Below are 20,721 nucleotides of genomic sequence, written 5' to 3'. Positions count from 1 at the left end.
GCGGCGGCCCGCCCGGATGTGGGTCCACGCACAGCCGAGGCGGCCGGGTCGGCTCTTATGAAAGTATTTCGGCATGCCTGCCGCGATCCGAACGAATCTCTTGTCCTGGACCGCTCTCGTCCCCGTCATCGGCGTGATCCTGCTCGCCCTCACGTGGGGCCGCTACCACCTCGGTGCCGCCGTGGTCGTCATCGTCGCCGCCGCCCTGGCCGGCTCGGTCCTCGCCGCCGTCCACCACGCCGAGGTCGTCGCCCACCGGGTCGGCGAGCCGTTCGGCTCGCTGGTGCTGGCCGTCGCGGTCACGGTCATCGAGGTCGCCCTCATCGTCACCCTCATGGTCTCCGGCGGCCCCGAGTCGTCCTCACTGGCCCGCGACACCGTCTTCGCCGCGGTCATGATCACCGTCAACGGCATCATCGGCCTCTCGCTCCTGGTCGGCGCCCTCCGCTACGGGACGACGGTGTTCAACCCCGAAGGCTCCGGCGCGGCCCTGGCGACGGTCGCCACGCTCGCCACGGTGTGCCTGGTGCTGCCGACCTTCACCACCTCCCAGCCCGGCCCGGAGTTCTCCAGCTCGCAGCTGGTCTTCGCGGCGCTGGCCTCCCTGGCCCTGTACGGCATGTTCGTGTTCACCCAGACCGTGCGCCACCGGGACTTCTTCCTGCCGGTCGACATCGACGACGGCGTCGTCCACGAGCACGAGCACGCCAGCCCGCCCAGCGGCAGGCGCGCCCTGCTGAGCCTCGGGCTGCTCATGGTCGCGCTCGTGGCCGTCGTCGGGCTCGCGAAGATCGCCTCCCCGGCGATCGAGTCGGGCGTGAAGGCCGTGGGCTTCCCGCCCTCGTTCGTGGGCGTGGTCATCGCGCTGCTGGTGCTCCTGCCCGAGTCGATCGCGGCGGCCAGGGCCGCGCTGCGGCGGCGCATCCAGATCAGCCTCAATCTCGGCTACGGCTCGGCGATGGCCAGCATCGGCCTGACGATCCCGGCGATCGCGGTGGCCTCGATCTGGCTGGACGGGCCGCTCCTGCTCGGCCTGGGCCCGACGCAGATGGTGCTGCTGGCGCTCACCGTGGTCGTCAGCGTCCTGACGGTGGTGCCCGGCCGGGCCACCCGCCTTCAAGGCGGCGTGCACCTGGTGCTCATGGCGGCCTTCCTATTCCTGGCCGTCAATCCCTGAAGGCGGCCCACACGTCCCAGCCGAGGCGCGCCAGGAGCGCCAGGACGACCACGAGCAGGATGACGCGCACGAAGCCCGAGCCCCGCGCGATCGCCGTGCGGGCGCCGAGCCACGCGCCGGTCATCGTCGCCGCGCCCATCGCCAGGCCCAGCAGCCACCACACGTTGCCCTGGAGCGCGAACACGACGAGCCCGCCGAGGTTCGTGGCGACGTTGACCACCTTCGTGTGCGCCGCGGCGGTCACGTAGTCGAAGCCGAGCAGCGTGGTGAACGCCACGGACAGGAAGATGCCGGTGCCGGGCCCGATGAGGCCGTCGTAGAAGGCGACCGCGACGCCGCAGACGAGCATGACCGCCGCGGCCCGGGAGGCGGTGCGCAGCTTCGGCTGCGGCTCCAGGCCGAGCCTCGGCCGCGCCATGACCAGGACCAGCACGGCCAGCAGGATCGCGATGACGATGGGCTTCAACGCCTGTGAGGAGATGGCCGTGGCGGCGGCCGCTCCCGCGCCCGCCCCGGCGAGCGCGAGTGCGACGGTCGGCCACAGCAGCCGGTGCTCGAGCTTGATCGTGCGGGCGTAGGTGAGCGCCGAGATCGAGGTGCCGCAGATGGACGCGAGCTTGTTGGTGCCCAACAGGAGCGCGGCGGGCGCGTGGGGGAAGGCGACCATCAGCGCGGGCAGCTGCACGAGCCCGCCGCCGCCGACGACCGCGTCGATCCAGCCGGCGAACAGTGCGGCCGCCACCAGCAGCGCGATCAGGGAGGCGTCGAGCTCGATGGGCACCGCCAGAGCTTAACTAGCCGCACGGCCAGCCGACACGCCGATGAGGTGAGGAACACGTTTCGGCCCGTAATCATCTGCTATCAACAGGTCATGGACTTGACGAAACCCATGACCCACTTGGTGAAACGCGGTTACGAGTATACGTTCACGCCCGATGACGAGCAGCGGCGGAACCTGGAGGAGACATTGGAAGCGGTTCGCGCCGTTTACAACTGGTCGCTTTCGGTGTTCCAGACCGAGTGGCGGCGCCGGCGCGCGAAGCTGACGTACGCGGAGATCTCCGCGAGGTTGACCAGATGGAAGAACCAGTCGGCGAACCGCTGGGTCAAGGCGTATTCGTCGGTGCCGCTCCAGCAGATCGCGCGCCAGCTCCACACCGAGTACCACGCGTTCATCAACGAGCGCCGCCCCGAACCGGTGCCCAAGGAGCACGGGGAGCAGCAGGTGCTGGTGTACTCGCGCGCCGGGTACTACCTCAAAGGCCGCGAAGTGAAGCTCGCGAAGCACCGGACGCCGTTGAACATCGACTGGGGGCTCGAGCGGCCCAGCCGCGACGACATCACCTCGATCACGGTGATCCGGGAGTCCGAGCGCGCGTGGCGCCTGTGGATCGTGGCCGAGGAGTTCGTGGAGGTGCCGCGGCAGAAACCGCCGGAATGCGGCGAGTGCGGCCGGATCCTGGAGGACTAGCGGGGGAGCGGCGGGAGACGGGGACGAAAGTGCCCGGCCGGGGAAACCCTTCAAACCCCGGCCGGGCGGTGGTGGCTCAGCGCGGCGTTGACAGGGGAGCCGGCGTTGCTGAGCCGTGTCGAGGAGCTGCGGCGGACCCTGGCGGCTTCAATGGGCCCGCCGTACGCTCTCGGCGTCTATTCACTTGAGCGGCGGGGAGGCCCCACCGCGCTTCGGGCTGCGCCCTCCGTTCCGGCGAGCACAGCGTGGACCTTCACTGTCGCAGTTCGGCCACGGTGGCCGCGAGCCGCTTCCCGCTGTGCTTTCCGCTTCGGGAAGCGGCGTCCTTCACTGTCGCAGTTCGGCCACACTCGCCGCGAGCCGCTTCCCGAAGTCCTCATCGGCCTTCGCGAAATTCCCGACGGCGCGGTCGACGATGTCGTCGCGGCTGACCTTCGCGAGCGAGCCGGCCAGGTTCGCGATGAGGCGGTCGCGCTCGTCCTCGGACATGAGCCGGTACAGGTCGCCCGCCTGCACGAAGTCGTCGTCCTCGGCGTGGCGCGGGGTCTCCCACGCGCCGGTGGCCCCGCTGACCTCGACCGGCGCCCACAGCGGCTGCCCGGTCTGGTTCGGGCCGCCGAACGAGTTCGGCTCGTAGTTCTTCTGGCGGCCGTGCCGGCCGTCGTAGGCGTAGCCGTCGCGGTTGCCGTTGCGCGCCTCGGTGGCGTGCGGGCGGTTGACCGGCAGGTGGTCGGCGTTGATGCCGACGCGGTAGCGGTGCGCGTCGCCGTAGGCGAACAGGCGGCCCTGCAGCATCTTGTCCGGGCTCGGCCCGATGCCCGGCACGAAGTGCGCCGGCGAGAAGATCGACTGCTCGACCTCCGCGAAGATGTTGTCGGGGTTGCGGTTCAGCTCCAGCTTGCCGATCTCGATCCGCGGGTAGTCCTTGTTGGGCCACACCTTCGTCAGGTCGAAGGGGTTGAACCGGTACGTCGCGGCCTCGGCGGCCGGCATGATCTGCACGTAGACCGTCCACGACGGGAACTCGCCGCGCTCGATCGCCTCGCGCAGGTCCCGCTGGTGCGAGTCGGGGTCCCTGCCGGCCAGCTCGTCGGCCTCGTCCGAGGTGAGGCACTTGATGCCCTGGTCGGTCTTGAAGTGGTACTTGACCCAGAACTGCTCGCCCTCGGCGTTGACCCACTGGTAGGTGTGGGAGCCGAAGCCGTCCATGTGCCGGTAGGACGCCGGGATGCCGCGGTCGCCGTGCAGCCAGGTCACCTGGTGCACCGACTCGGGCGACAGGCTCCAGAAGTCCCAGACGTTGTCGGCCTCCTGGCTGCCGGTGTACGGGTCCCGCTTCTGGGTGTGGATGAAGTCGGGGAACTTGATCGCGTCGCGGATGAAGAAGACCGGCGTGTTGTTGCCGACCAGGTCGTAGTTGCCCTCTTCGGTGTAGAACTTCAGCGCGAAGCCGCGCGGGTCCCGCACGGCGTCGGCCGCGCCGAGGTTCCCGGCCACGGTCGAGAACCGCAGGAAGGTCTCGGTCTCCTTGCCGACCGTGTTCAGGAACGCGGCCCTGGTGTACCGCGTGACGTCGGCGGTGGCGGTGAAGGTGCCGTAGGCCCCGGCGCCGCGGGCGTGCACGACGCGCTCGGGGATGCGCTCGCGGTTGAAGTGCGCGAGCTTCTCCAGCAGCACCTGGTCCTGGATGAGGAGCGGCCCGCCAACACCGGCCGCTTCGCTCTGGTTGTTGTCGGCCACCGGCGCGCCGGACTCGGTGGTCAGCGGTCCCGCGGTGTTGTCGAACTGTTCGCTCATGAAGCGCCCTTCCTCACTGTGGTGGATCAGAGCCCGATCCGATGTGCCGGACCGGTCGGGGTCTCCTGCCTTCGACACGATCCTAGCTTAGACTCTGTCTAAGGAAAGATCCAGTCCTGGGTAAGTGGTGCCACAATGTTCCTGCTGCTAGGCTGGGTGAAGCTCCCGAAGACCGCCCTGAGAGACGACCATGAGTGACCTCGTTACCCGGCTGCGCCGCCACCAATGGCGCATGACGCCGCAGCGCCGCGTCATCGCCGAGACGCTCGAGGGCGCCCACGTGCACTACACCGCCGAGGAGATCCTCGACCGCGCCTGCGAGCGCATGCCCGAGATCTCCCGCGCCACCGTCTACAACACCCTCAACGAGATGGTCGCCCTCGGCGAGGTCGTCGAGCTCAACTTCGACGGCCGGTCCAAGCGCTACGACCCGAACGTCGACCACGACCACCACCACCTCATCTGCGACGGCTGCGGCGTCACCAAGGACGTCCACACCGTCGCCGACCCCCTCGAGTGGCTCCCCGGCGACGAACGGCACGGCTTCACCGTCACCGAGGCCTCCATCACCTTCCGCGGGCTGTGCCCCGAGTGCGCCCCGGCCCGCTGAGCGGCCCGCGGGAGCGCGCCGCCGGGCCCGCGCCGGTGCGCCGCGGCCGAAGCGGGCCCCCTCGCACGTCTCCAGCGCCCGCCGCGACGCGCGAAAAGCGGCGACACCCATCGGCCGCGCCTCGCCGCTCGCTAGGCTCCCTCGCATGAGGCTCGCGAAGGAACCCTGGAAATCCCCCATCTGGCGCTCCGGCCCCGCCTTCCTGTACTCGCGGCAGCCCCTGGCCCGCTACTTCGGCCGCCCCGCCGCCGAATTCCTCAAGATCGAACCGGCCGCGGGCATCGTCCTGCTCGTCTGCGCCGTCGTCGCCATGCTGTGGGCGAACTCGCCGTGGGGCGAGTCCTACACCGCCCTGTGGGGCATGGACATCACGCTCCGGATCGGCGACTTCGCCCTCTCGCACACCCTCCAGGACTGGATCAACGACGGCCTGATGGCGATCTTCTTCTTCGTCGTCGGCATGGAGATCAAGAGCGAGATCGTCTCGGGGGAGCTGCACAACGTCCGCACCGCCGTCACGCCCATCGCCGCCGCCGCGGGCGGCATGGTCGTCCCGGCCCTGATCTACACCGGCTTCAACTTCGGCGGCGAGGGCGCCCACGGCTGGGGCGTCCCGATGGCCACCGACATCGCCTTCGCGCTCGGCATCCTCGCCCTGTTCGGCAGCCGCATCCCCTCGCCCGCACGGATCTTCCTGCTCACCCTCGCGATCGTCGACGACCTGGGCGCCATCGCCGTCATCGCCGTGTTCTACACCGACGACCTGTCGATGGGCTGGCTCGCCGCCGCCGCGGCCCTGGTGCTGGCGGCCGTGGCGATGCGGCTGGTCAACGTCTGGTCGGCGCCGGTCTACGTCGTCATCGGCGTCGCCCTGTGGGTGGCGATGCTCGAATCGGGCGTCCACGCCACGATCGCCGGCGTCATCATGGGCCTGGTCATCTCGGCCAAGCCCCTGCTCGATCCCGCGGTCGCCCACGCCAAGGCCCAGGAGATGGCCGAGGGCGGGCTGACCGCCGCCGAGACCGAGCGGCTCGTCAAGCTCACCCGCGACGCCGCCGCGCCGTCCGAGCGCATCCAAGAGCGCTTCCACCCCTTCTCCTCGTTCGTGGTGCTGCCGCTGTTCGCCCTCGCGAACGCCGGGGTGGCGCTCAGCGGGGACCTGCTGGCGGCCGCGGTCGGCTCGACGGTGACGATCGGGATCGCCGTGGGCCTGGTGGCCGGCAAGATCATCGGCGTGGCGGCCACGACCTGGCTGGTGGTCAAGACCGGCCTGGGCCGGCTGCCCGAGGAGACGTCGTGGCGGCTGTTGACGGGCCTGGCCACCGTCGCCGGCGTCGGCTTCACCGTGGCGCTGTTCATCACCGAGCTGGCCTTCGGCGGCGGCGACGCCGAGCTGCTGACCGACGAGGCCAAGATCGGCGTCCTGGGCGGCTCGTTCGTGGCCGCCGTCCTGGGCGCGGCGGTGCTGAGCGTGGCCGCGCCGAGGCGCGGTGAGCCCCGCGAGGACGCGACCGGGGGGCGTTAGGCTTGGCTCAGTTCACGAGCGACTCGATCTCAGAGTGAGGACACCGCATTGGCTCCGCAGAATCTCATGGCTCAGCCCCCGGACACGCTGCTCCCCGAGGACACCGAGGCCAGGAAATACCTCGATGAGCACTCGCCGGAGGACACGGTCCGGCAATTCCCGTGGTTCTGCGCGGCCTGGGCGCGGCTGGCCAAGAACGCACTGGAGAGCGGCGACGACGTGACGGCGTACGCCTTCGCCCGCACCGGCTACCACCGGGGTCTCGACCAGCTGCGGCGCAGCGGCTGGAAGGGCCACGGCCCGATCCCGTGGGAGCACAAGCCGAACCGCGGCTTCCTCAAGTCGCTCTACCAGCTCTCGCGCGCCGCCGCGGCGATCGGCGAGGCCGACGAGGCCGCCCGCTGCGCCCAGTTCCTGCGCGACTCCGACCCGGCCGCGGCCGACGCCCTCACCTAGACGTGCAGGGACGCCTCCGGCCCGAGCGGCACAGCCGCTCGGGCCGGAGGCGTCCCCTGTCAACTCCGCGCCGGACGCGGTCTGTCGGGTTCGAGGCCGGAGGGCGCCGGGACGCGGATCGGAGCCGACCGCGCGCCGGGCGCTCAGGCGAGGGTGATGCCGCCGTTCTCGACGGTGATCGCCACTTCGGTCAGGCCGGTCTCGGCCGGGCCCTTGAGCAGCCCGCCCTCCATGTCGAACTCCGAGAAGTGGTTCGAGCAGACGATGACGCCCTCCTCGTTCGGAGGGTCCACAATGGTCTGCATGTGCGGGCACACCGCCGAGAAGGCCAGGAACTCGTCCGCCGCCGGCTGGACGATGACGGTCTCGCCGACGACGATGCCGCCGCCGACGGGCACTTCGGAGGTCGAGGCCAGGGCCTCGCCGCCGCCGTCCTCGGTCGCGCCGCCGGTCGCCTCGCCGCCGCTCTCGCTCGATTCGTCGGCCGGCTCGGCGGTGCCGCAGGCGGCGAGCGCACCGGCGGCGCCGAGCCCGGCGAGGCCGCACATGAGCCCGCGCCGGGAGGCGAGGACCCGCTGCGCCGCAGCGCGGCCCGTGTCGATGTCGGTCATTGCTGCTCCTCAGTCTGCCGTCACGCAGTGTCACGGCTTATATGCCTATAAGTGAGATAAGAGGGGGACCATCCCTTTTAGGCGGCCATGCGGCAACAATACGCCCGCGACACCGAGCATGTCACGAATAAACTTCAGATTTCAAGTATTTTGTTGAAGTTTTAATAAAACTCCCAGGGATCTCGCGATGAGCATGCGCTGCACCTCGTTCGTGCCCTCGCCGATCTCCAGGATCTTGCAGTCGCGCCAGGCCCTGGCCACCGCCGTCTCGTTCATGAAGCCGTAGCCGCCGAAGATCTGCGTGGCCTCCCGCGCGTTCTCCACCGCCGCCTGGCTGGCGTACAGCTTCGCGATCGCCGCGTCGGTGCCGAAGGCCTCGCCGGCGTCGGCGCGCTCGGCCGCGTCCCGGTACGCCAGGCGCGCGGTGTGCGAACGCAGGCGCATGTCGGCGAGCATGAACGCGATCGCCTGGTTGTCCCCGATCGGCCTGCCGAAGGCCTCGCGCTCCTTGGCGTGGGCGAGCGCCTCGTCCAGGCAGCCCTGCGCCATCCCGGTCGCCAAGGCCGCCAAGGCGACCCGCCCGGAGTCGAGGAGCTCGAGGAACTGGCCGAGGCCCCGCCCCCGCTCCCCGACGAGGTGCCCGGCCGGGACGCGGCAGCCGTCGAAGTACACCGGCCGCGTGTCCGAGGCCCGCCAGCCCACTTTGGAGTACTCCGGTCCGATCTCGAGCCCGGGCGTGCCCGGTTCCACCGCGATGCAGGAGACCTCGCCGGGCCCGGTGGCGGCCGTGGCGATGATGAGCTCGGTCATCGACGTCCCGGCGTTGGTGATGAAGCACTTCGCGCCGTCGATCACCCACTCCCCGCCCTCCAGGCGGGCGCGGGTGTCGGTGTGCCCGGCGTCGGTCCCGCCGCCGGGTTCGGTGAGCGCGAAGGCGCACAGCCCCTCGCCCGCGGCGAGACTCGGCAGCCACCGCCGCCGCTGCTCCGCGGTGCCGAACTTCGCGATCGCCTCGGCGCCGAGCGTCACCGAGGCCTCGACGGTGACGGCCACCGAGGAGTCGACGCGGGCGATCTCCTCCAAGGCGAGGCAGAGCATGAGCAGCCCGGCCTCGGCGCCGCCGTGCTCCTCGGGCAGCGTGACGCCGAAGACGCCGAGCTTGCCCAGCTCGCGGACCAGATCGGCGGGGAAGACGCCCCGCTCGTAGTAGTCGCCGATCACGGGGCGGATCTCCGTCTCGGCGAATTCCCTCACCGCGGCGGCGAACGCCGCCTGCTCCGGGGTCAGTCTCATGGCTCCTCCTACACCGGTGTTATCGGATGTCTGCGCTCGCCGAACCGGCGGTCCTTGTGGGACAGCCGGCGGTAGCGTGCGATCAGGTCGGCCCGCAGATGAGCGGGCTCGACGATGTCGTCGACGACCATCTCTCCGGCGAGGCGGCGCAGGTCGACGTCGGCTTCGTATGCTTCGCGCCGGTCGGCGACGAACCGCTCGCGCTCGGCCTCGTCCTCGATCTGGGCGATCTTGCCGGCGTAGACGGCGTTCACGGCCGCTTCGGCGCCCATGACGGCGATCTTCGCGCTCGGCAGGGCGAGGACCGCGTCCGAGCCGAACGCGGGCCCGGACATCGCGTACAGCCCCGCCCCGTAGGCCTTGCGCACCACGACGCACAGCTTCGGCACCGTCGCCTCGGCGACGGCGGCGATCATCTTGGCGCCGTGGCGGATGATGCCGCCCTTCTCGAACTCGGCGCCGACCATGAAGCCCGGCACGTCGGCCAGGAACAGCAGCGGCACGTTGAACGCGTCGCAGGTGCTGACGAAGCGGGCGGCCTTGTCGGCCGAGTCGGCGAACAGCACCCCGCCGCGCACGGCCGAGTTCGAGGCCACGACGCCGACGCTGCGGCCGTCGAGCCGCGCGAAGGCGCAGATGAGCTCCCCGGCCCACCTGGCCTGGACCTCCAGGACCGAGTCGCGGTCGACCAGGCCGTCGATGAAGGCGTGCATGTCGAACGGCGTCGACTCGCCGGGCGGGACCACCGAGGCGAGCTCGGTCTCGGCCGGCGGCCGGGCCGCGCGCACCGGCGGCGGCTGCGTCCAGTTCGAGGGCAGGTACGACAGCCAGCGGCGCATCGTGGCGATCGCCTCGTCCTCGTTGCGGCACAGGAAGTGCCCCACGCCGGACTCCTCGCAGTGGACGCGGGCCCCGCCCATGGCCTCCAGTGTGGTCCGCTCGCCGGTGACCATCTCGACCATGCGGGGGCTCCCCAGGTACATCGAGGCGTTGCCGTCGACCATCGCCACGACGTCGCAGAACGCCGGGATGTAGGCGCCGCCGGCGGCCGAGGGCCCGAACAGGGCGCACGCCTGCGGGACGCGGCCCGAGGCCCGCACCTGCTCGTGGAAGATCCGGCCCGCGCCCCTGCGGCCGGGGAACAGCTGCACCTGGTCGGTGATGCGCGCTCCGGCCGAGTCGACCAGGTACACGATCGGGTGCTGCTCGACCTGGGCGGCCTCGATGGTGCGGATGATCTTCTCGACCGTCCTGGCGCCCCAGGAGCCGGCCTTGACCGTCGAGTCGTTCGCGATGACGCGCACCGGCCGCCCCTGCACGGTCGCCGTCCCGCACACGACCCCGTCCGCCGGGAGCGCCGGGTCCGGGTTCGCCCACAGCGCGTCCTCGGTGAAGGAGTCGACGTCGGTCAGGCGCCTGATGCGCTCGCGGGCGTGGTACTTGCCCGCCGCGGCGGCGGCCTTGTGGTACTTCTCGGCGCCTCCGCGCAGGATGCCGTCGCGTTCGGCAGCGTAGTCCACGATGTGCGCCCCTCTCACAGCCCCGGAACTTAACGATCGTTAAGGTGATTTCATTGTGGCCCGAGAACCACCCGCTGTCAACGCCTTCCGGTTCCCGGCCGGCCTTTCCTCGGGACCGCGCGCCGCACGCCCGTCCCGCCGAGGCGCAGGGCCCGCCGGACGGGCGCCCGCGCGCCGTACATTGGTATGGCCGCCCCCGCGAGCCGTCCACCGCCACGGCCCCGACCCGGAGACCCATGAGCACCGAGACCAGCGAGACCGCAGCGCGCCCCGCGCCGCCGGCCACCGGCCGAGGCGGCGCCGAACGGCAGTACCTGCCCGAGATCGAGGGCCTGCGCGGCGCCGCCATCATCGTCATCGCCGTCTACCACATCTGGTTCAACCGCGTCTCCGGCGGCGTCGACGTCTTCCTGCTCCTGTCCGGCTTCTTCATCACCGGCAGCCTCGTGCGCGCCGTCGAGTCCGGCAGGGGCATCGGCCCGGCCCGCTACGCGGCCAGGATCGTCCGCCGCATCTTCCCGCCCGCGCTCGTCGTCGCCGCGGCCACGGTCGCCATGGCCGCGATCTGGCTGCCGCGGGCCACCTGGAACCAGCAGCTCGGCGACATCCTCGCCTCGGCGTTCTACGTCGGGAACTGGCGCCTGGCCGAGACCTCCGTCGACTACCTCTCCTCGAACAACGGCGCCAGCGTCGTCCAGCACTACTGGTCGCTGGGCATCCAGGCGCAGTTCTACCTCCTGTGGCCGATCCTCATCGCCCTGTGCGCCTGGATCGGCGCCCGCACCGGCGGGGGACTGCGCCGCGCCCTGGCCCCGGCGCTCCTGGCCGTCTTCGCCGGCTCCTTCGCGTTCGCCCTGTGGGAGGTCGAGGCCAACCAGGCGTACGCCTACTTCGACACGCGGGCGCGCCTGTGGCAGTTCGCCGCCGGGGGCCTGCTGTTCCTCGCCCTGCCCTACCTCAGGCTCGGGCGCCGCACCGCCGCCGCCCTCAGCTGGCTCGCCGTCGCCGCGCTCGCCGCCTGCGGCATGCTCCTGGACTCGACCCAGTTCCCCGGCCTGGCCGCGCTGTGGCCGGTCACCGCCGCGGCCGCCGTCATCGCCGTCGCCACCGCCCGGCCCGGCGCGGGCGCCGGGCGCCTGCTCACCACCAGGCCCCTCCAGCGGCTCGGCGAACTGTCCTACGCCCTGTACCTGTGGCACTGGCCCGTCCTCATCTGCTACCTGGCCGCGACCGGCCGGGACACCGCCAGCCTCCTCGGCGGCCTCGGCGTCATCGCCGGCTCGCTCGCCCTCGCCGCCGCCACCCGCTGGGCGGTCGAGCTGCGCCTGAAGGCCAGCGGCCTCGGCCAGCGCACCGTCCGCGGCGGCCTCGCGCTCGGCGCCGCGGCCCTGGCGCTCGTCCTGGCCGCCACCGGCGCCCTGGCCGGCTACATCGCCTACGAGCGCGACCGCCTCGACCCCGCCGGGGCCGACCCCGCCGCCTACCCGGGAGCCGCCGCGCTCGCCGAAGGCCTCGAGGCCGCGCCGGCCGACTTCATCCCCTCCACCCTCGACGCCGCCGACGACCGCGACCCGGAGCTGTCGGACGAGTGCAACCAGTCCATGGAGGGCTACGAGCTCGTCCGATGCGACTTCCTCGGAGCGGAACCGGTCGACGGCGACGTCGAGGAGGGCGCGGCGCAGGCCACGGTCGTCATGTACGGCGGCTCGAAGATCTGGCACTGGCTGCCGGCGATGCGGGCCGTCGCCGAACGCAACGACTGGCACCTGATCACGTTCATCAAGAACGCGTGCATCATCGCCACCGAGCAGCCGAACCGGGACGAGGAGCGCTACCGCTCCTGCGCGGCCTGGAACGACGACGCCGTCGACGCCATCGCACAGATCGCGCCGGACCTGGTGTTCACGTACGGCTCACGCGTCGGCTACGACGCGGTCGAATCGTTCCCCGACTACAGCGAACGCTACGAGCAGCTGCTCGCCAGCGGCGCCGAGGTGGCCGTCATCCGCGACACGCCCAGCCCTCGCTTCGACATGCCCACCTGCGTCGACCTCGAAGGCCCCGGCTCCGAGGCGTGCACCGTCGACCGCGACGACTACTACCCCGACGAGGACGCCTTCGCCGAGCTGAGCGTCCCCGAGGGCGTGCACAAGATCGACCTCACCGACTACATCTGCGCGCCCGCCGCCTGCGAGCCGGTCGTGGGGAACGTCCTGGTCTACCGCGACGACGCCCACCTGACGAACACGTACGCGGCGACCCTCGCCCCCTACCTGGAGGCCGAGCTGCTCCCCGTCCTCGACCGCTCCGCGGAGTGAGGCCCTCAGGCCACGACGGCGTCGAGGGCGATCTCGACCATCTCCGAGAACGACTCCTGCCGCTCGGCGGCGGGCAGCTCGGTGCCCTTGCGGATGTGGTCGGAGATGGTGCACACCGCCAGCGCGCGGGCCTTGAACTTCGCGGCGAGCGTGTAGATCGCCGCGGCCTCCATCTCGATCGCCAGGATCCCGTAGTCGCGGAGCAGCTCCTCGACGTCGGGCGCGTCGGTGTAGAACGTGTCCGAGCTGTACAGCTGCCCCACCCGCAGGGCCACGCCCCTGGCCTCGGCGGCGTCGACGGCGGCGCGCAGCAGCCCGAAGTCGGCCACCGGCGCGTAGTCGACCACGCCTTTGAAGCGGATGCGGTTCATGCTCGAGTTCGTCGACGCCCCGATCGCGGCCACGACGTCGCGCAGCTCGATGTCGTCGTGGACGGCGCCCGCCGAACCGACCCGGACCAGCGTCGTGACGCCGTAGACGTCGAGCAGCTCGTGCGTGTAGATCGACGCCGAGGGCTGCCCCATGCCGGTGCCCTGGACCGAGACCCGCCGGCCCTTGTAGGTGCCGGTGAAGCCGAGCATGTTCCTGACCTCGCTGTAGCACACCGCGTCGGTCAGGAACGTCTCGGCGATCCATTTCGCGCGCAGCGGGTCGCCGGGCAGCAGGACGCTCTCGGCGATGTCGCCGGGCGATGCGGAGATGTGCGCTGTCATGGCGCCAGCATGCCATAAACATCCCATGAATCCGCGGACAGTGCCTGTGAGCCAGATCCCGCGCCACCCGCTTGCCGCCGCAGGGCGAGGATCCGGTAGCCTTTTCCGCGGTGGCGTGTCCGAGCGGCCGAAGGAGCTCGCCTCGAAAGCGAGTAAACGTTCACGCGTTTCGTGGGTTCAAATCCCACCGCCACCGCCAGCGCTCCTGATCGGCAGATCAGGAGCTTTTTTCGTGTCCGCCGCAGTGCGGACCGGGCAATGCGCCCTGGCACGGTCCGTTTAGGCTGTCCGAGTCGAGCGGCAACGAAAGGCGGGCGAAGTGTGAGCCGGTCCTCAAGGGGCGCAGTAGTCTTCAGCGCGATCATCATCGCGTCCTCACTGATCCTGGCCGCCATGCTGCTCGCCCACCGGTTCATCCCCAACCGCTGGCTCAACCTCGGCAGCCTCATCGAGACCTTCCTGCCGTGGTTCGGCCTCCTCATCCCCCCGCTGGTCATCCTCGCCGCCGTCCGCCGCCGCCCCCTCGCCATCCTCATCGCGCTCCTGCCCGGCCTCGTCTGGCTCAAGCTCTACGCCGGACTCCTCCCCGACAAGGCCGACGGCGACGGCGAATTCCGCGTCATCGCCCACAACATCAACGCCGAGAACACCGCCACCGAGGCCACCGCCGACGCCCTCCTCACCGCCGAACCCGACGTCATCGCCCTGGTCGAGGTCACCGAAGAGCAGCGCGAGGAATACGACCGGATCCTCGGCCGGGACTACGACTACTCGATCGTCTACGGCACCGTCGCCCTCTGGTCGGACCACCCCATCACCGCCTCCAGCGAGATCGACCTCGGACTGGGGTGGACCCGCGCCTTCCGCGCCGCCATCGACATCGAGGGGCGGCCCGTCGCCTTCTACATCGCCCACCTCCTGTCGGTCCGCGTCAACACCGAGGGCTTCACCTCCGACCAGCGCGACCACACCGCCAGACTCCTCGGCGAGGCGATCGCCGCCGAGGAGCTCGACCGCGTCGTCCTCCTCGGCGACCTCAACGGCACCGCCCAGGACCGCGCCCTCGCGCCCATCACCTACCAGCTCGAATCCGCGCACGCCACCGCCGGGAAGGGCTTCGGCTTCACCTGGCCCGCGAGCAACCCGCTCGCCCGCATCGACCAGGTCCTCTACCGCGGCCTCGATGCCACCGGCTCCGACGTCCTGGAGGCCACCGCCTCCGACCACCTGCCCGTCCAGGCCGACTTCGACTTCTGAGCCGCGGCCCCTCGCGCAAGACGCGGGCCCGCCCGCTCCGTCGCCGACGGAGCGGGCGGGCCCGCGTCTCGGGCTCAGTCGTCCCGGCCCGGCGGATCACCACCGCCCGGCGGATCGTCACCGCCTCCGCCCTCGTCGTCGTCACCGCCGCCCTCCTCGAAGCCCGAGCCGTTCGAGATGAGGATGTAGATCGGGCTGCCGGCGGGCGCCGAACCGGTCACCGAGGTCGAGAACGCCTGGCCCTCTTCGCATTCGGAATCGAACTTGCCGGGCGCGATCGACGCATCGAAACCGGCGCCGGCCACTTTGGACCTCGCCGAGTCCGGGTCCTCGCAGCCGATGCTCGGGACCGAGACCAGGTCCTTGCCGTTGACCAGACTGTCCGGCGGCGCCGCCCAGCCCTCCTCGTCGAGGCCCTCCACGGCGGCCTGGAGAACGTCCACACCGGTCTCGCGGACCTGATTGTGGAAGTCCGCCGCCAGGCCGTCGTGGGCCGAGTTGTCGGGGTCGCCGACGAAGGTGGCGGTGGTGGCGTTCGGCGTCGAGGCCATGAACCAGTAGGAGCGGTCGGCGTTGGCCGTCCCGGTCTTGCCGATGACGGGACGGCCGAAGTCGTCGGCCTCGCGGGCGGTGCCGCCGACGCAGCGGGTCTTGTCGGCGTCGTCGTAGACCGGGCAGTGGGCGGCGCTGACGGCCGCCAGCGCGACGTCCTCGTCGATGGCCTGCTCGCAGCTGGGCTGCGAGGCCTCGGCCCACTCCTCGCCGTCGGCGCCGACGACCTTCATCACCGGCAGCGGATCGCAGTGCAGGCCTTCGGCGGCGACGGTGGCGTAGGCCTCGGCCATGTCCATCGGGGTCGTGTTGTCGCCCATGCCGAGCGTGAAGACGCCGTAGTCGTCGAGATTGTCGTTCTCGCGGGCCCTGGCGACACCGCTGTCCGCGGAGAACTGGACGCCGATCCGCTCGGCCACCTCGACGGCCTTGGAGGTGCCGACCATCTCCTGGAGCGCCACGAACCCGGTGTTGGAGGACTTGCCGAACAGGCCCCAGAAGTCGAGCGGCGGCCCCGCCGAATAGCTCTCGGTGGTGGGACACCAGCTCCAGAACTCGTTGCCGGACTCGTCGTACTGCCTGTTGCATTTGACGTCGTCGTCGGCCTCCGGGCCGACGACGTACTGCGAGGTGTACTGCTTCGGCGACGGCAGTGTGGTCTTGAGCGGCCAGCCCTGTTCGAGGGCGGCGAGCATGGTGAACATCTTGAACGTCGAGCCAGCCGGGAAACCGGAGACCTCCTCGTTGCCGCTCAGCAGCGGAATGGTGGTGTTCGGATAGTTCGAGGGCCCGTCCTCGCCGTCGGTGCGCGGGCCGTTCTCGGTCTGGTCGAGGCTGTAGACGCGGTTGACGGCCATGGAGCGGATATGGCCGGTGCCCGGGGTGATGGTGACCGAGCCGAGCGCCCGGGGATCGTCGTCGTCGATCTCGTCGTGGATGGCGTTCATCGCGTCCGCCTGGAGGTCGGCGTCCAAGGAGGTGACGATCTGGAAGCCGCCGCGCTTGAGCAGGCTGAGGCGGTCGCGCTCGGTCTCGCCGAAGATCTCCTGGCTCGCCCACCACTCCTTGAAGTAGTCGCAGAAGAAGCCCCAGTCGGCGGTGGGGACGTCGACGCACTCGGAGCGGACCTCGCGCGGGTCGAGGCCCAGCGGCTGCGCCTTGGCCTCTTCGGCTTCGGCGTCGGTGACCATGTCGAGCGAGACCATGCGTTCGAGGACCCAGTTGCGGCGGTCGAGGATGAGGGAGTCGTCGCCCTCGCCGTCGAGCAGTCCGTCGGCGTAGGAGGGGAATTTGGGGAGCGCGGCGAGTGTGGCCGCCTCGTGGAGCGCGAGTTCGGTCGGCGGCTTGTTGAAGTAGGTGTAGGAGCCGGCGTGGATCCCGTAGGCCTGATTGCCCAGATATATGACGTTGAGATAGCCCTCGAGTATTTCCTCTTTGGACATAGTCTCCTCGATGGCCAAGGCGTACCTGGCTTCGCGGAGCTTGCGTTCGTACGTGTCTTCGGAAGCTTCGAGGACCTCGTCGATGGTTGAAGCGGAGTAGATGAGGGTATTACGCACGAACTGCATGGTGAGGGTCGAGGCGCCCTGCGTGTCACCGCTTTGATTGGCGACGGCGGCGCGCACGATGCCGACCCAGTCGACACCGGCGTGTTCATAGAACTTGGAGTCCTCCGCCGCCAGGAGGGCGTCGATCATGAGGGGATCTACTTCGTCGAGGGACACCTCGCGGCGGTTCTCCTCATAGAAGGAGGTGATGAGGGTTTCTCCGTCGGAAGCGTAGACGTAGCTCGTCTGCGGCAGGGTCGGCTGGGTGAGCTCGGTCGGCAGCGACTCGAACGAATCGACGCTGTCGCCGACCACGATGCCCCCCGTCGCGACGAGAGGGAAGGCCGCCGCTGCCGCCAGGATCCCGGCCAGGACTCCACATGCGAGCAGGGCTATGCCGTCCCCCAGGGGACTTCGGTCGCGTCTCAACGTCTCCACCGCCTCAGATTAGAACGAACGTTGCGATAGCCGGGGGCGCTTTGTCGTCGAGTGCCCGGGTTTGATACGCCGCAAGCATTGAGACGAGATGCCCTCGTATCGCAATCGTTATTATCGCGAGGCGTCTTCGCGATCCAAGCCCTAGGGGTGAAGGCCTCCCGCAAAGTCCGATTTTCGTCTCGGAGAGTAGTCAAACACTTACAAGAGGTGTAGGGTCCGTTCTTGACGGCGACGTTGTGTGATCGAAAGATTACTGTTTCGGAGTCGTCGGGGGGTATGAAGGGAAAATCTCACGGGGAGGTCATGCAGATGGGACTGCTGATCGACTGGACAACCAAGGCGCTCTGCCAAGAGGGCGACCCGGATGCACTGTTCGTGCAGGGGGCTGAACAGAACAATGCGAAGAAGATCTGCCGCGGCTGTCCGGTCCGGCTCGAATGTCTCGCCGATGCGCTCGACAATCGAATCGAATTCGGGGTGTGGGGCGGCATGACCGAACGCGAACGGCGCGCACTATTGCGCAAACACGCCGACGTCCGCTCCTGGAGGTCGGTCTTCGAGGTGGCGCTGGAGGAAGAACAGCGAAGTGCGAGGAAATCCAGCCGCCGCCGCATTCCGGTGAACGTCAACTTCTTAGCGGCCCGCCGCCGCAAGGCGGCGAGCGGCCCACCGCGCCCGAGACGGAGAGCTCCGTCCGGGCGCGTTGTCATGTCCGCGCCCGCTCGCTTATCCACAGGTGAGGAAGGGAACCGTAACCGTCCCCCGCCCCCGCCGTCACAACAAGGACCAGCCAGAACACCGACCGCTCCGGCAGTTGTCCACAGGCGGAAAAAGAACCCTTGAACGTCTTGACGACGCGTGGGAGGGTCCATACAAAAACGGACACAGCCGCCCCATGACGGTCGTTCCTCTAGGTGGTCGGCAGGCCAGCGGTGCAGTGGGATCCGCGGACACCGCAGACAAGCTCGCGCGGGGTCGCCCCCCGCGCGGCGCCCGCCGACCACCGCCGCGGTAATCGATCGCGGGTGGGCCGGGCGCCCGGCCCACCCGCGATCACCCCCCCCTCGAGCAACCACGGCGGCTCGTGCGTTCTACGCGGCCGCGGCGGCACCGGCGGCCGTGGCACCGAAGTCCCGCAGGCCTTCGAGGTCGACCACCTCGGCGCCGAGCGTCGGCAGCCAGGCCTGGGGGATGTCCGGGCAGGCCGCGCCGTAGCGGGCCGCCACTCGCTGCTCGCTCGCGCGCCGTCGGGCCAGGTCGGCGTGGGTCCGCAGTGCCGCCGCCACCGGGCTGTCGGGGTCGTCCTCCTCCAGCGCCGCCGCGGCCCCCAGGGCCCGCTCTGCCGGCAGCGACGCCCCCACGGGCGTCAGGCGGTTCAGGATCATGCCGTCGAGCGGCATGCGCTCCTCGGTCAGACGCCGCGAGAAGTACACCGCCTCGTTGATCGCCGCCGGTTCGGGCGTGGCCACGACCAGGAACGACGTCTGGTCGCCCTGGAGGGCACGGAAGGTCGCCTCGGCCCGTTTGCGGAAACCGCCGAAGGTGTCCTCCAGGCTCGCGGTGAACTCGGCGACGTCGGTCAGGAGGTGCCCGCCGAGGATCTTGTTGAACACCCGTGTGAACACCGCGGCGCTCGCGCCCATGAGCGAGAGCATCGAGCGCCGCGAGCCCGGCGTGGAGGCGGACAGGAGGCGGATGATCCGGCCGTCGAGGAAGCGCGCCAGGCGGGCCGGCGCGTCGAGGAAGTCCAGGGCCGAGCGCGACGGCGGCGTGTCGAGGACGATCAGGTCCCACCGGCCCGAGGCCCGCAGCTGCCCGAGCTTCTCCATCGCCATGTACTCCTGCGTACCGGAGAAGGTCGAGGAGACCGCCTGGTAGAAGGGATTGGCGAAGATCTCGGCGGCCCGGTCGGGGGTGGTGTGGGAGGCGACCACGTCGTCGAAGGTGCGCTTCATGTCGAGCATCATCGCGTCGAGCGAGCCGCCTTCGAGGCCGTCCACCGGGCGCGGGGTGTTGTCGAGGGCCTCCATGCCCAGCGACTGGGCCAGGCGGTGGGCCGGGTCGATCGTGAGCACCACGGTGCGGCGCCCGTGGCGCTCGGCGGCCCGCAGCGCCAGCGCCGCGGCCGTGGTGGTCTTGCCGACGCCGCCGGAGCCGCAGCACGCGATGACGCGCTTGCCCTCGTCGCTCAAGAGGGTGTCGAGTTCGAGATCACTCGCCATGTCGCCTCCTTCGGGGGTCGGTGGATTCGGGGGGTGATTCGCCGGGGCCGTTGAGGCTTGCCCGCGGGCCGGGGTCGTTCGCCATGGGCGACCTCGTTCGGGGTCGGTTCGCCGGTGCCGCTGCAGGGCGCCCGCGGGCGCGGTCGCCCACCGTGGCCGCTTCTCCTTCGGGGTCGGTTCGCCGGGGCTGTTGAGGTTTGCGGTCACTCGCCATGGTCGTCTCCTTCGGGCTCCGCGGCCGCTCTGCGGGTCTCTCCGAGGCTCGTGCGCAGTGCGCGGGCGAGTTGGTAGAGGCCTGAGAGGTCGACGCCTTCGGGGAGGAGCGCGAGTTCGTCGATCGGGCGGCCGAGGCGCTCGAGGCGGTCCCGGTAGGCGTCGACCGCCTCGGTCTCGACGCGGCTCGCCGCGTACTCGTCGAGCAGGGCGTCGACGAGGCCGTCGTCGGACGGCAGTCCGGTTCGGCGCAGTCCTTCGCGCAGTTGTTCGGCGGTGACGTCGACGGTCTTGGTGCCCGCCACCTTGTTGAGCACGACGTGCCCCACCGGCAGGTCGGCGGCGAGGAGGTCGCGGTGGGCGTCGAGGGTCTCCTGTACCGGCATCGCGGCGGGGGTGGTGACCAGGTGGACGGCCGTGAGCGAGGAATGCAGCAGTCGCGCCACCGACCGCGAGTGCTTGCCGATGGGCCCGGTCTTGGCGAGCCTGCCGCTTTCGACGGTGACGTTCAGGAATTTCACGACTCTGCCGGTCGGCGGTGCGTCGAGCACGACCGCGTCGTAGGCCATCCGGCCCGCCTCGGTCCGCGAGACCGCTTCCTTGATCTTGCCGGTCAGCAGGATGTCGCGCAGTCCGGGCGCGATCGTCGTGGCGAAGTCGATCGCCCCGAACTTTCGCAGCGCCCGCCCGGCCGAGCCGAGCTTGTAGAACATGTCCAGGTAGTCCAGCAGCGCCTCGTCGGCGTCCACCGCCTGCCCGAACACTTCGCCGCCGTCGAGGCCCGCGGCCAGGTGCCGCTCGGCGTACGGCAGCGGGGCAGCGTCGAACAGCGGTGCGATGCCCTGGCGTCCTTCGACCTCCGCCAGCAGCACGCGGCGCCCGGGCCCGGCGAGGGCCAGTGCGAGCGCGGCGGCCACCGTGGTCTTCCCGGTACCGCCCTTACCGGTGACGATATGCAGTCGCGGCACGGGAGGAGCGGTGGCACTCATTCACCGGAGTGT

The 20,721-nt window shown here is 70.4% G+C and carries 16 protein-coding genes, 1 tRNA gene and 1 pseudogene; 9 read left to right on the top strand and 9 right to left on the bottom strand.

Translation table 11 applies throughout. The annotated features are described in order from the left end of the window. Positions 1-73 precede the first annotated feature (73 nt). Positions 74-1,177: a calcium:cation antiporter gene (locus YWW_RS0110135; RefSeq protein WP_026930029.1), complete on the top strand. Its 1,104-nt coding sequence runs from the start codon at positions 74-76 to the stop codon at positions 1,175-1,177. On the opposite strand, the gene YWW_RS0110130 is transcribed toward YWW_RS0110135, so the two are convergent. Then, positions 1,167-1,952, bottom strand: coding sequence for a TSUP family transporter (locus YWW_RS0110130; protein ID WP_026930028.1), 786 nt, complete (start codon positions 1,950-1,952; stop codon positions 1,167-1,169). The genes YWW_RS0110135 and YWW_RS0110130 overlap by 11 nt on opposite strands. Before the next feature lie 96 nt (positions 1,953-2,048). Between YWW_RS0110130 and YWW_RS34970 the strand changes: the two genes are divergently transcribed. Further along, the gene (locus YWW_RS34970) at positions 2,049-2,648 is read left to right on the top strand and encodes a helix-turn-helix domain-containing protein (RefSeq protein ID WP_081687331.1); all 600 of its coding nucleotides are present in this window, start codon (positions 2,049-2,051) and stop codon (positions 2,646-2,648) included. 327 nt (positions 2,649-2,975) lie between these two features. Here YWW_RS34970 and YWW_RS0110115 read toward each other — a convergent pair whose 3' ends face one another. Beyond that, positions 2,976-4,445 carry a catalase gene (locus YWW_RS0110115; protein ID WP_026930026.1) on the bottom strand — a complete coding sequence of 490 codons (1,470 nt, stop codon included), beginning with the start codon at positions 4,443-4,445 and terminating at the stop codon, positions 2,976-2,978. Between the two features lie 190 nt (positions 4,446-4,635). On the opposite strand from YWW_RS0110115, the gene YWW_RS0110110 reads away from it, so the two are divergent. From YWW_RS0110110 to YWW_RS0110100, 3 genes are all read left to right on the top strand, one after another. After that, on the top strand, positions 4,636-5,055 hold the full coding sequence (locus YWW_RS0110110) for a Fur family transcriptional regulator (protein WP_026930025.1): 420 nt from the start codon (positions 4,636-4,638) through the stop codon (positions 5,053-5,055). 145 nt (positions 5,056-5,200) lie between these two features. Then, positions 5,201-6,580, top strand: a complete 1,380-nt coding sequence (gene nhaA / locus YWW_RS29505; protein ID WP_051325616.1) for a Na+/H+ antiporter NhaA — start codon at positions 5,201-5,203, stop codon at positions 6,578-6,580. Between the two features lie 66 nt (positions 6,581-6,646). After that, complete coding sequence (locus YWW_RS0110100) at positions 6,647-7,036, top strand: DUF3151 domain-containing protein (RefSeq protein ID WP_035701413.1); 390 nt, start codon at positions 6,647-6,649, stop codon at positions 7,034-7,036. A 143-nt stretch (positions 7,037-7,179) separates the two neighbouring features. Here the strand turns inward: YWW_RS0110100 and YWW_RS0110095 are convergent, their stop codons facing one another. The 3 genes from YWW_RS0110095 to YWW_RS0110085 all read right to left on the bottom strand — a co-directional run bounded on the left by YWW_RS0110095 (position 7,180) and on the right by YWW_RS0110085 (position 10,460). After that, positions 7,180-7,647 carry a QcrA and Rieske domain-containing protein gene (locus YWW_RS0110095; protein WP_035701411.1) on the bottom strand — a complete coding sequence of 156 codons (468 nt, stop codon included), beginning with the start codon at positions 7,645-7,647 and terminating at the stop codon, positions 7,180-7,182. 141 nt (positions 7,648-7,788) lie between these two features. Next, positions 7,789-8,940, bottom strand: coding sequence for an acyl-CoA dehydrogenase family protein (locus YWW_RS0110090; protein WP_026930022.1), 1,152 nt, complete (start codon positions 8,938-8,940; stop codon positions 7,789-7,791). Positions 8,941-8,948: 8 nt separating this feature from the next. Further along, positions 8,949-10,460, bottom strand: coding sequence for an acyl-CoA carboxylase subunit beta (locus tag YWW_RS0110085; protein WP_245595395.1), 1,512 nt, complete (start codon positions 10,458-10,460; stop codon positions 8,949-8,951). Positions 10,461-10,696: 236 nt separating this feature from the next. Between YWW_RS0110085 and YWW_RS37740 the strand changes: the two genes are divergently transcribed. Then, the gene (locus YWW_RS37740; RefSeq protein WP_026930020.1) at positions 10,697-12,778 is read left to right on the top strand and encodes an acyltransferase family protein; all 2,082 of its coding nucleotides are present in this window, start codon (positions 10,697-10,699) and stop codon (positions 12,776-12,778) included. Between the two features lie 5 nt (positions 12,779-12,783). Here the strand turns inward: YWW_RS37740 and deoD are convergent, their stop codons facing one another. Next, positions 12,784-13,491 (bottom strand): purine-nucleoside phosphorylase, encoded by a 708-nt coding sequence (deoD, locus tag YWW_RS0110075; RefSeq protein ID WP_026930019.1) that lies wholly within the window; start codon positions 13,489-13,491, stop codon positions 12,784-12,786. 109 nt (positions 13,492-13,600) lie between these two features. Here deoD and YWW_RS0110070 point away from each other — a divergent pair. Then, positions 13,601-13,690, top strand: a tRNA-Ser gene (locus tag YWW_RS0110070). Between the two features lie 122 nt (positions 13,691-13,812). Continuing rightward, entirely contained in the window at positions 13,813-14,748 is a 936-nt protein-coding gene (locus YWW_RS0110065) for an endonuclease/exonuclease/phosphatase family protein (protein ID WP_051325615.1), read from the top strand. Between the two features lie 74 nt (positions 14,749-14,822). Here YWW_RS0110065 and YWW_RS29500 read toward each other — a convergent pair whose 3' ends face one another. Continuing rightward, the gene (locus YWW_RS29500; RefSeq protein WP_081687330.1) at positions 14,823-17,285 is read right to left on the bottom strand and encodes a transglycosylase domain-containing protein; all 2,463 of its coding nucleotides are present in this window, start codon (positions 17,283-17,285) and stop codon (positions 14,823-14,825) included. 309 nt (positions 17,286-17,594) lie between these two features. Between YWW_RS29500 and YWW_RS37965 the strand changes: the two are divergent. Further along, a pseudogene (locus tag YWW_RS37965) lies at positions 17,595-17,870 on the top strand (WhiB family transcriptional regulator); the annotation flags it as partial. Positions 17,871-18,376: 506 nt separating this feature from the next. Here the strand turns inward: YWW_RS37965 and YWW_RS0110055 are convergent. After that, positions 18,377-19,507, bottom strand: a complete 1,131-nt coding sequence (locus tag YWW_RS0110055; RefSeq protein WP_026930017.1) for an ArsA family ATPase — start codon at positions 19,505-19,507, stop codon at positions 18,377-18,379. Between the two features lie 203 nt (positions 19,508-19,710). Next, positions 19,711-20,709 carry an ArsA-related P-loop ATPase gene (locus tag YWW_RS29495; protein ID WP_051325613.1) on the bottom strand — a complete coding sequence of 333 codons (999 nt, stop codon included), beginning with the start codon at positions 20,707-20,709 and terminating at the stop codon, positions 19,711-19,713. Between the last annotated feature and the right edge of the window lie 12 nt (positions 20,710-20,721).

Source organism: Glycomyces tenuis DSM 44171 (genome assembly GCF_000427885.1).
Taxonomy (GTDB): Bacteria; Actinomycetota; Actinomycetes; order Mycobacteriales; family Micromonosporaceae; genus Glycomyces; species Glycomyces tenuis.
The sequence above is the reverse complement of the archived record's forward strand: the minus strand, read 5'-3'. Positions and strand labels throughout refer to the sequence as shown.

Coding starts and splice junctions, on each gene's coding strand:
- YWW_RS0110135 (WP_026930029.1), top strand. CDS start 74: ATGCCTGCCGCGATCCGAACGAATCTCTTGTCCTGGACCGCTCTCGTC.
- YWW_RS34970 (WP_081687331.1), top strand. CDS start 2,049: ATGGACTTGACGAAACCCATGACCCACTTGGTGAAACGCGGTTACGAG.
- YWW_RS0110115 (WP_026930026.1), bottom strand. CDS start 4,445: ATGAGCGAACAGTTCGACAACACCGCGGGACCGCTGACCACCGAGTCC.
- YWW_RS0110110 (WP_026930025.1), top strand. CDS start 4,636: ATGAGTGACCTCGTTACCCGGCTGCGCCGCCACCAATGGCGCATGACG.
- nhaA (WP_051325616.1), top strand. CDS start 5,201: ATGAGGCTCGCGAAGGAACCCTGGAAATCCCCCATCTGGCGCTCCGGC.
- YWW_RS0110100 (WP_035701413.1), top strand. CDS start 6,647: ATGGCTCAGCCCCCGGACACGCTGCTCCCCGAGGACACCGAGGCCAGG.
- YWW_RS0110095 (WP_035701411.1), bottom strand. CDS start 7,647: ATGACCGACATCGACACGGGCCGCGCTGCGGCGCAGCGGGTCCTCGCC.
- YWW_RS0110090 (WP_026930022.1), bottom strand. CDS start 8,940: ATGAGACTGACCCCGGAGCAGGCGGCGTTCGCCGCCGCGGTGAGGGAA.
- YWW_RS37740 (WP_026930020.1), top strand. CDS start 10,697: ATGAGCACCGAGACCAGCGAGACCGCAGCGCGCCCCGCGCCGCCGGCC.
- deoD (WP_026930019.1), bottom strand. CDS start 13,491: ATGACAGCGCACATCTCCGCATCGCCCGGCGACATCGCCGAGAGCGTC.
- YWW_RS0110055 (WP_026930017.1), bottom strand. CDS start 19,507: ATGGCGAGTGATCTCGAACTCGACACCCTCTTGAGCGACGAGGGCAAG.
- YWW_RS29495 (WP_051325613.1), bottom strand. CDS start 20,709: ATGAGTGCCACCGCTCCTCCCGTGCCGCGACTGCATATCGTCACCGGT.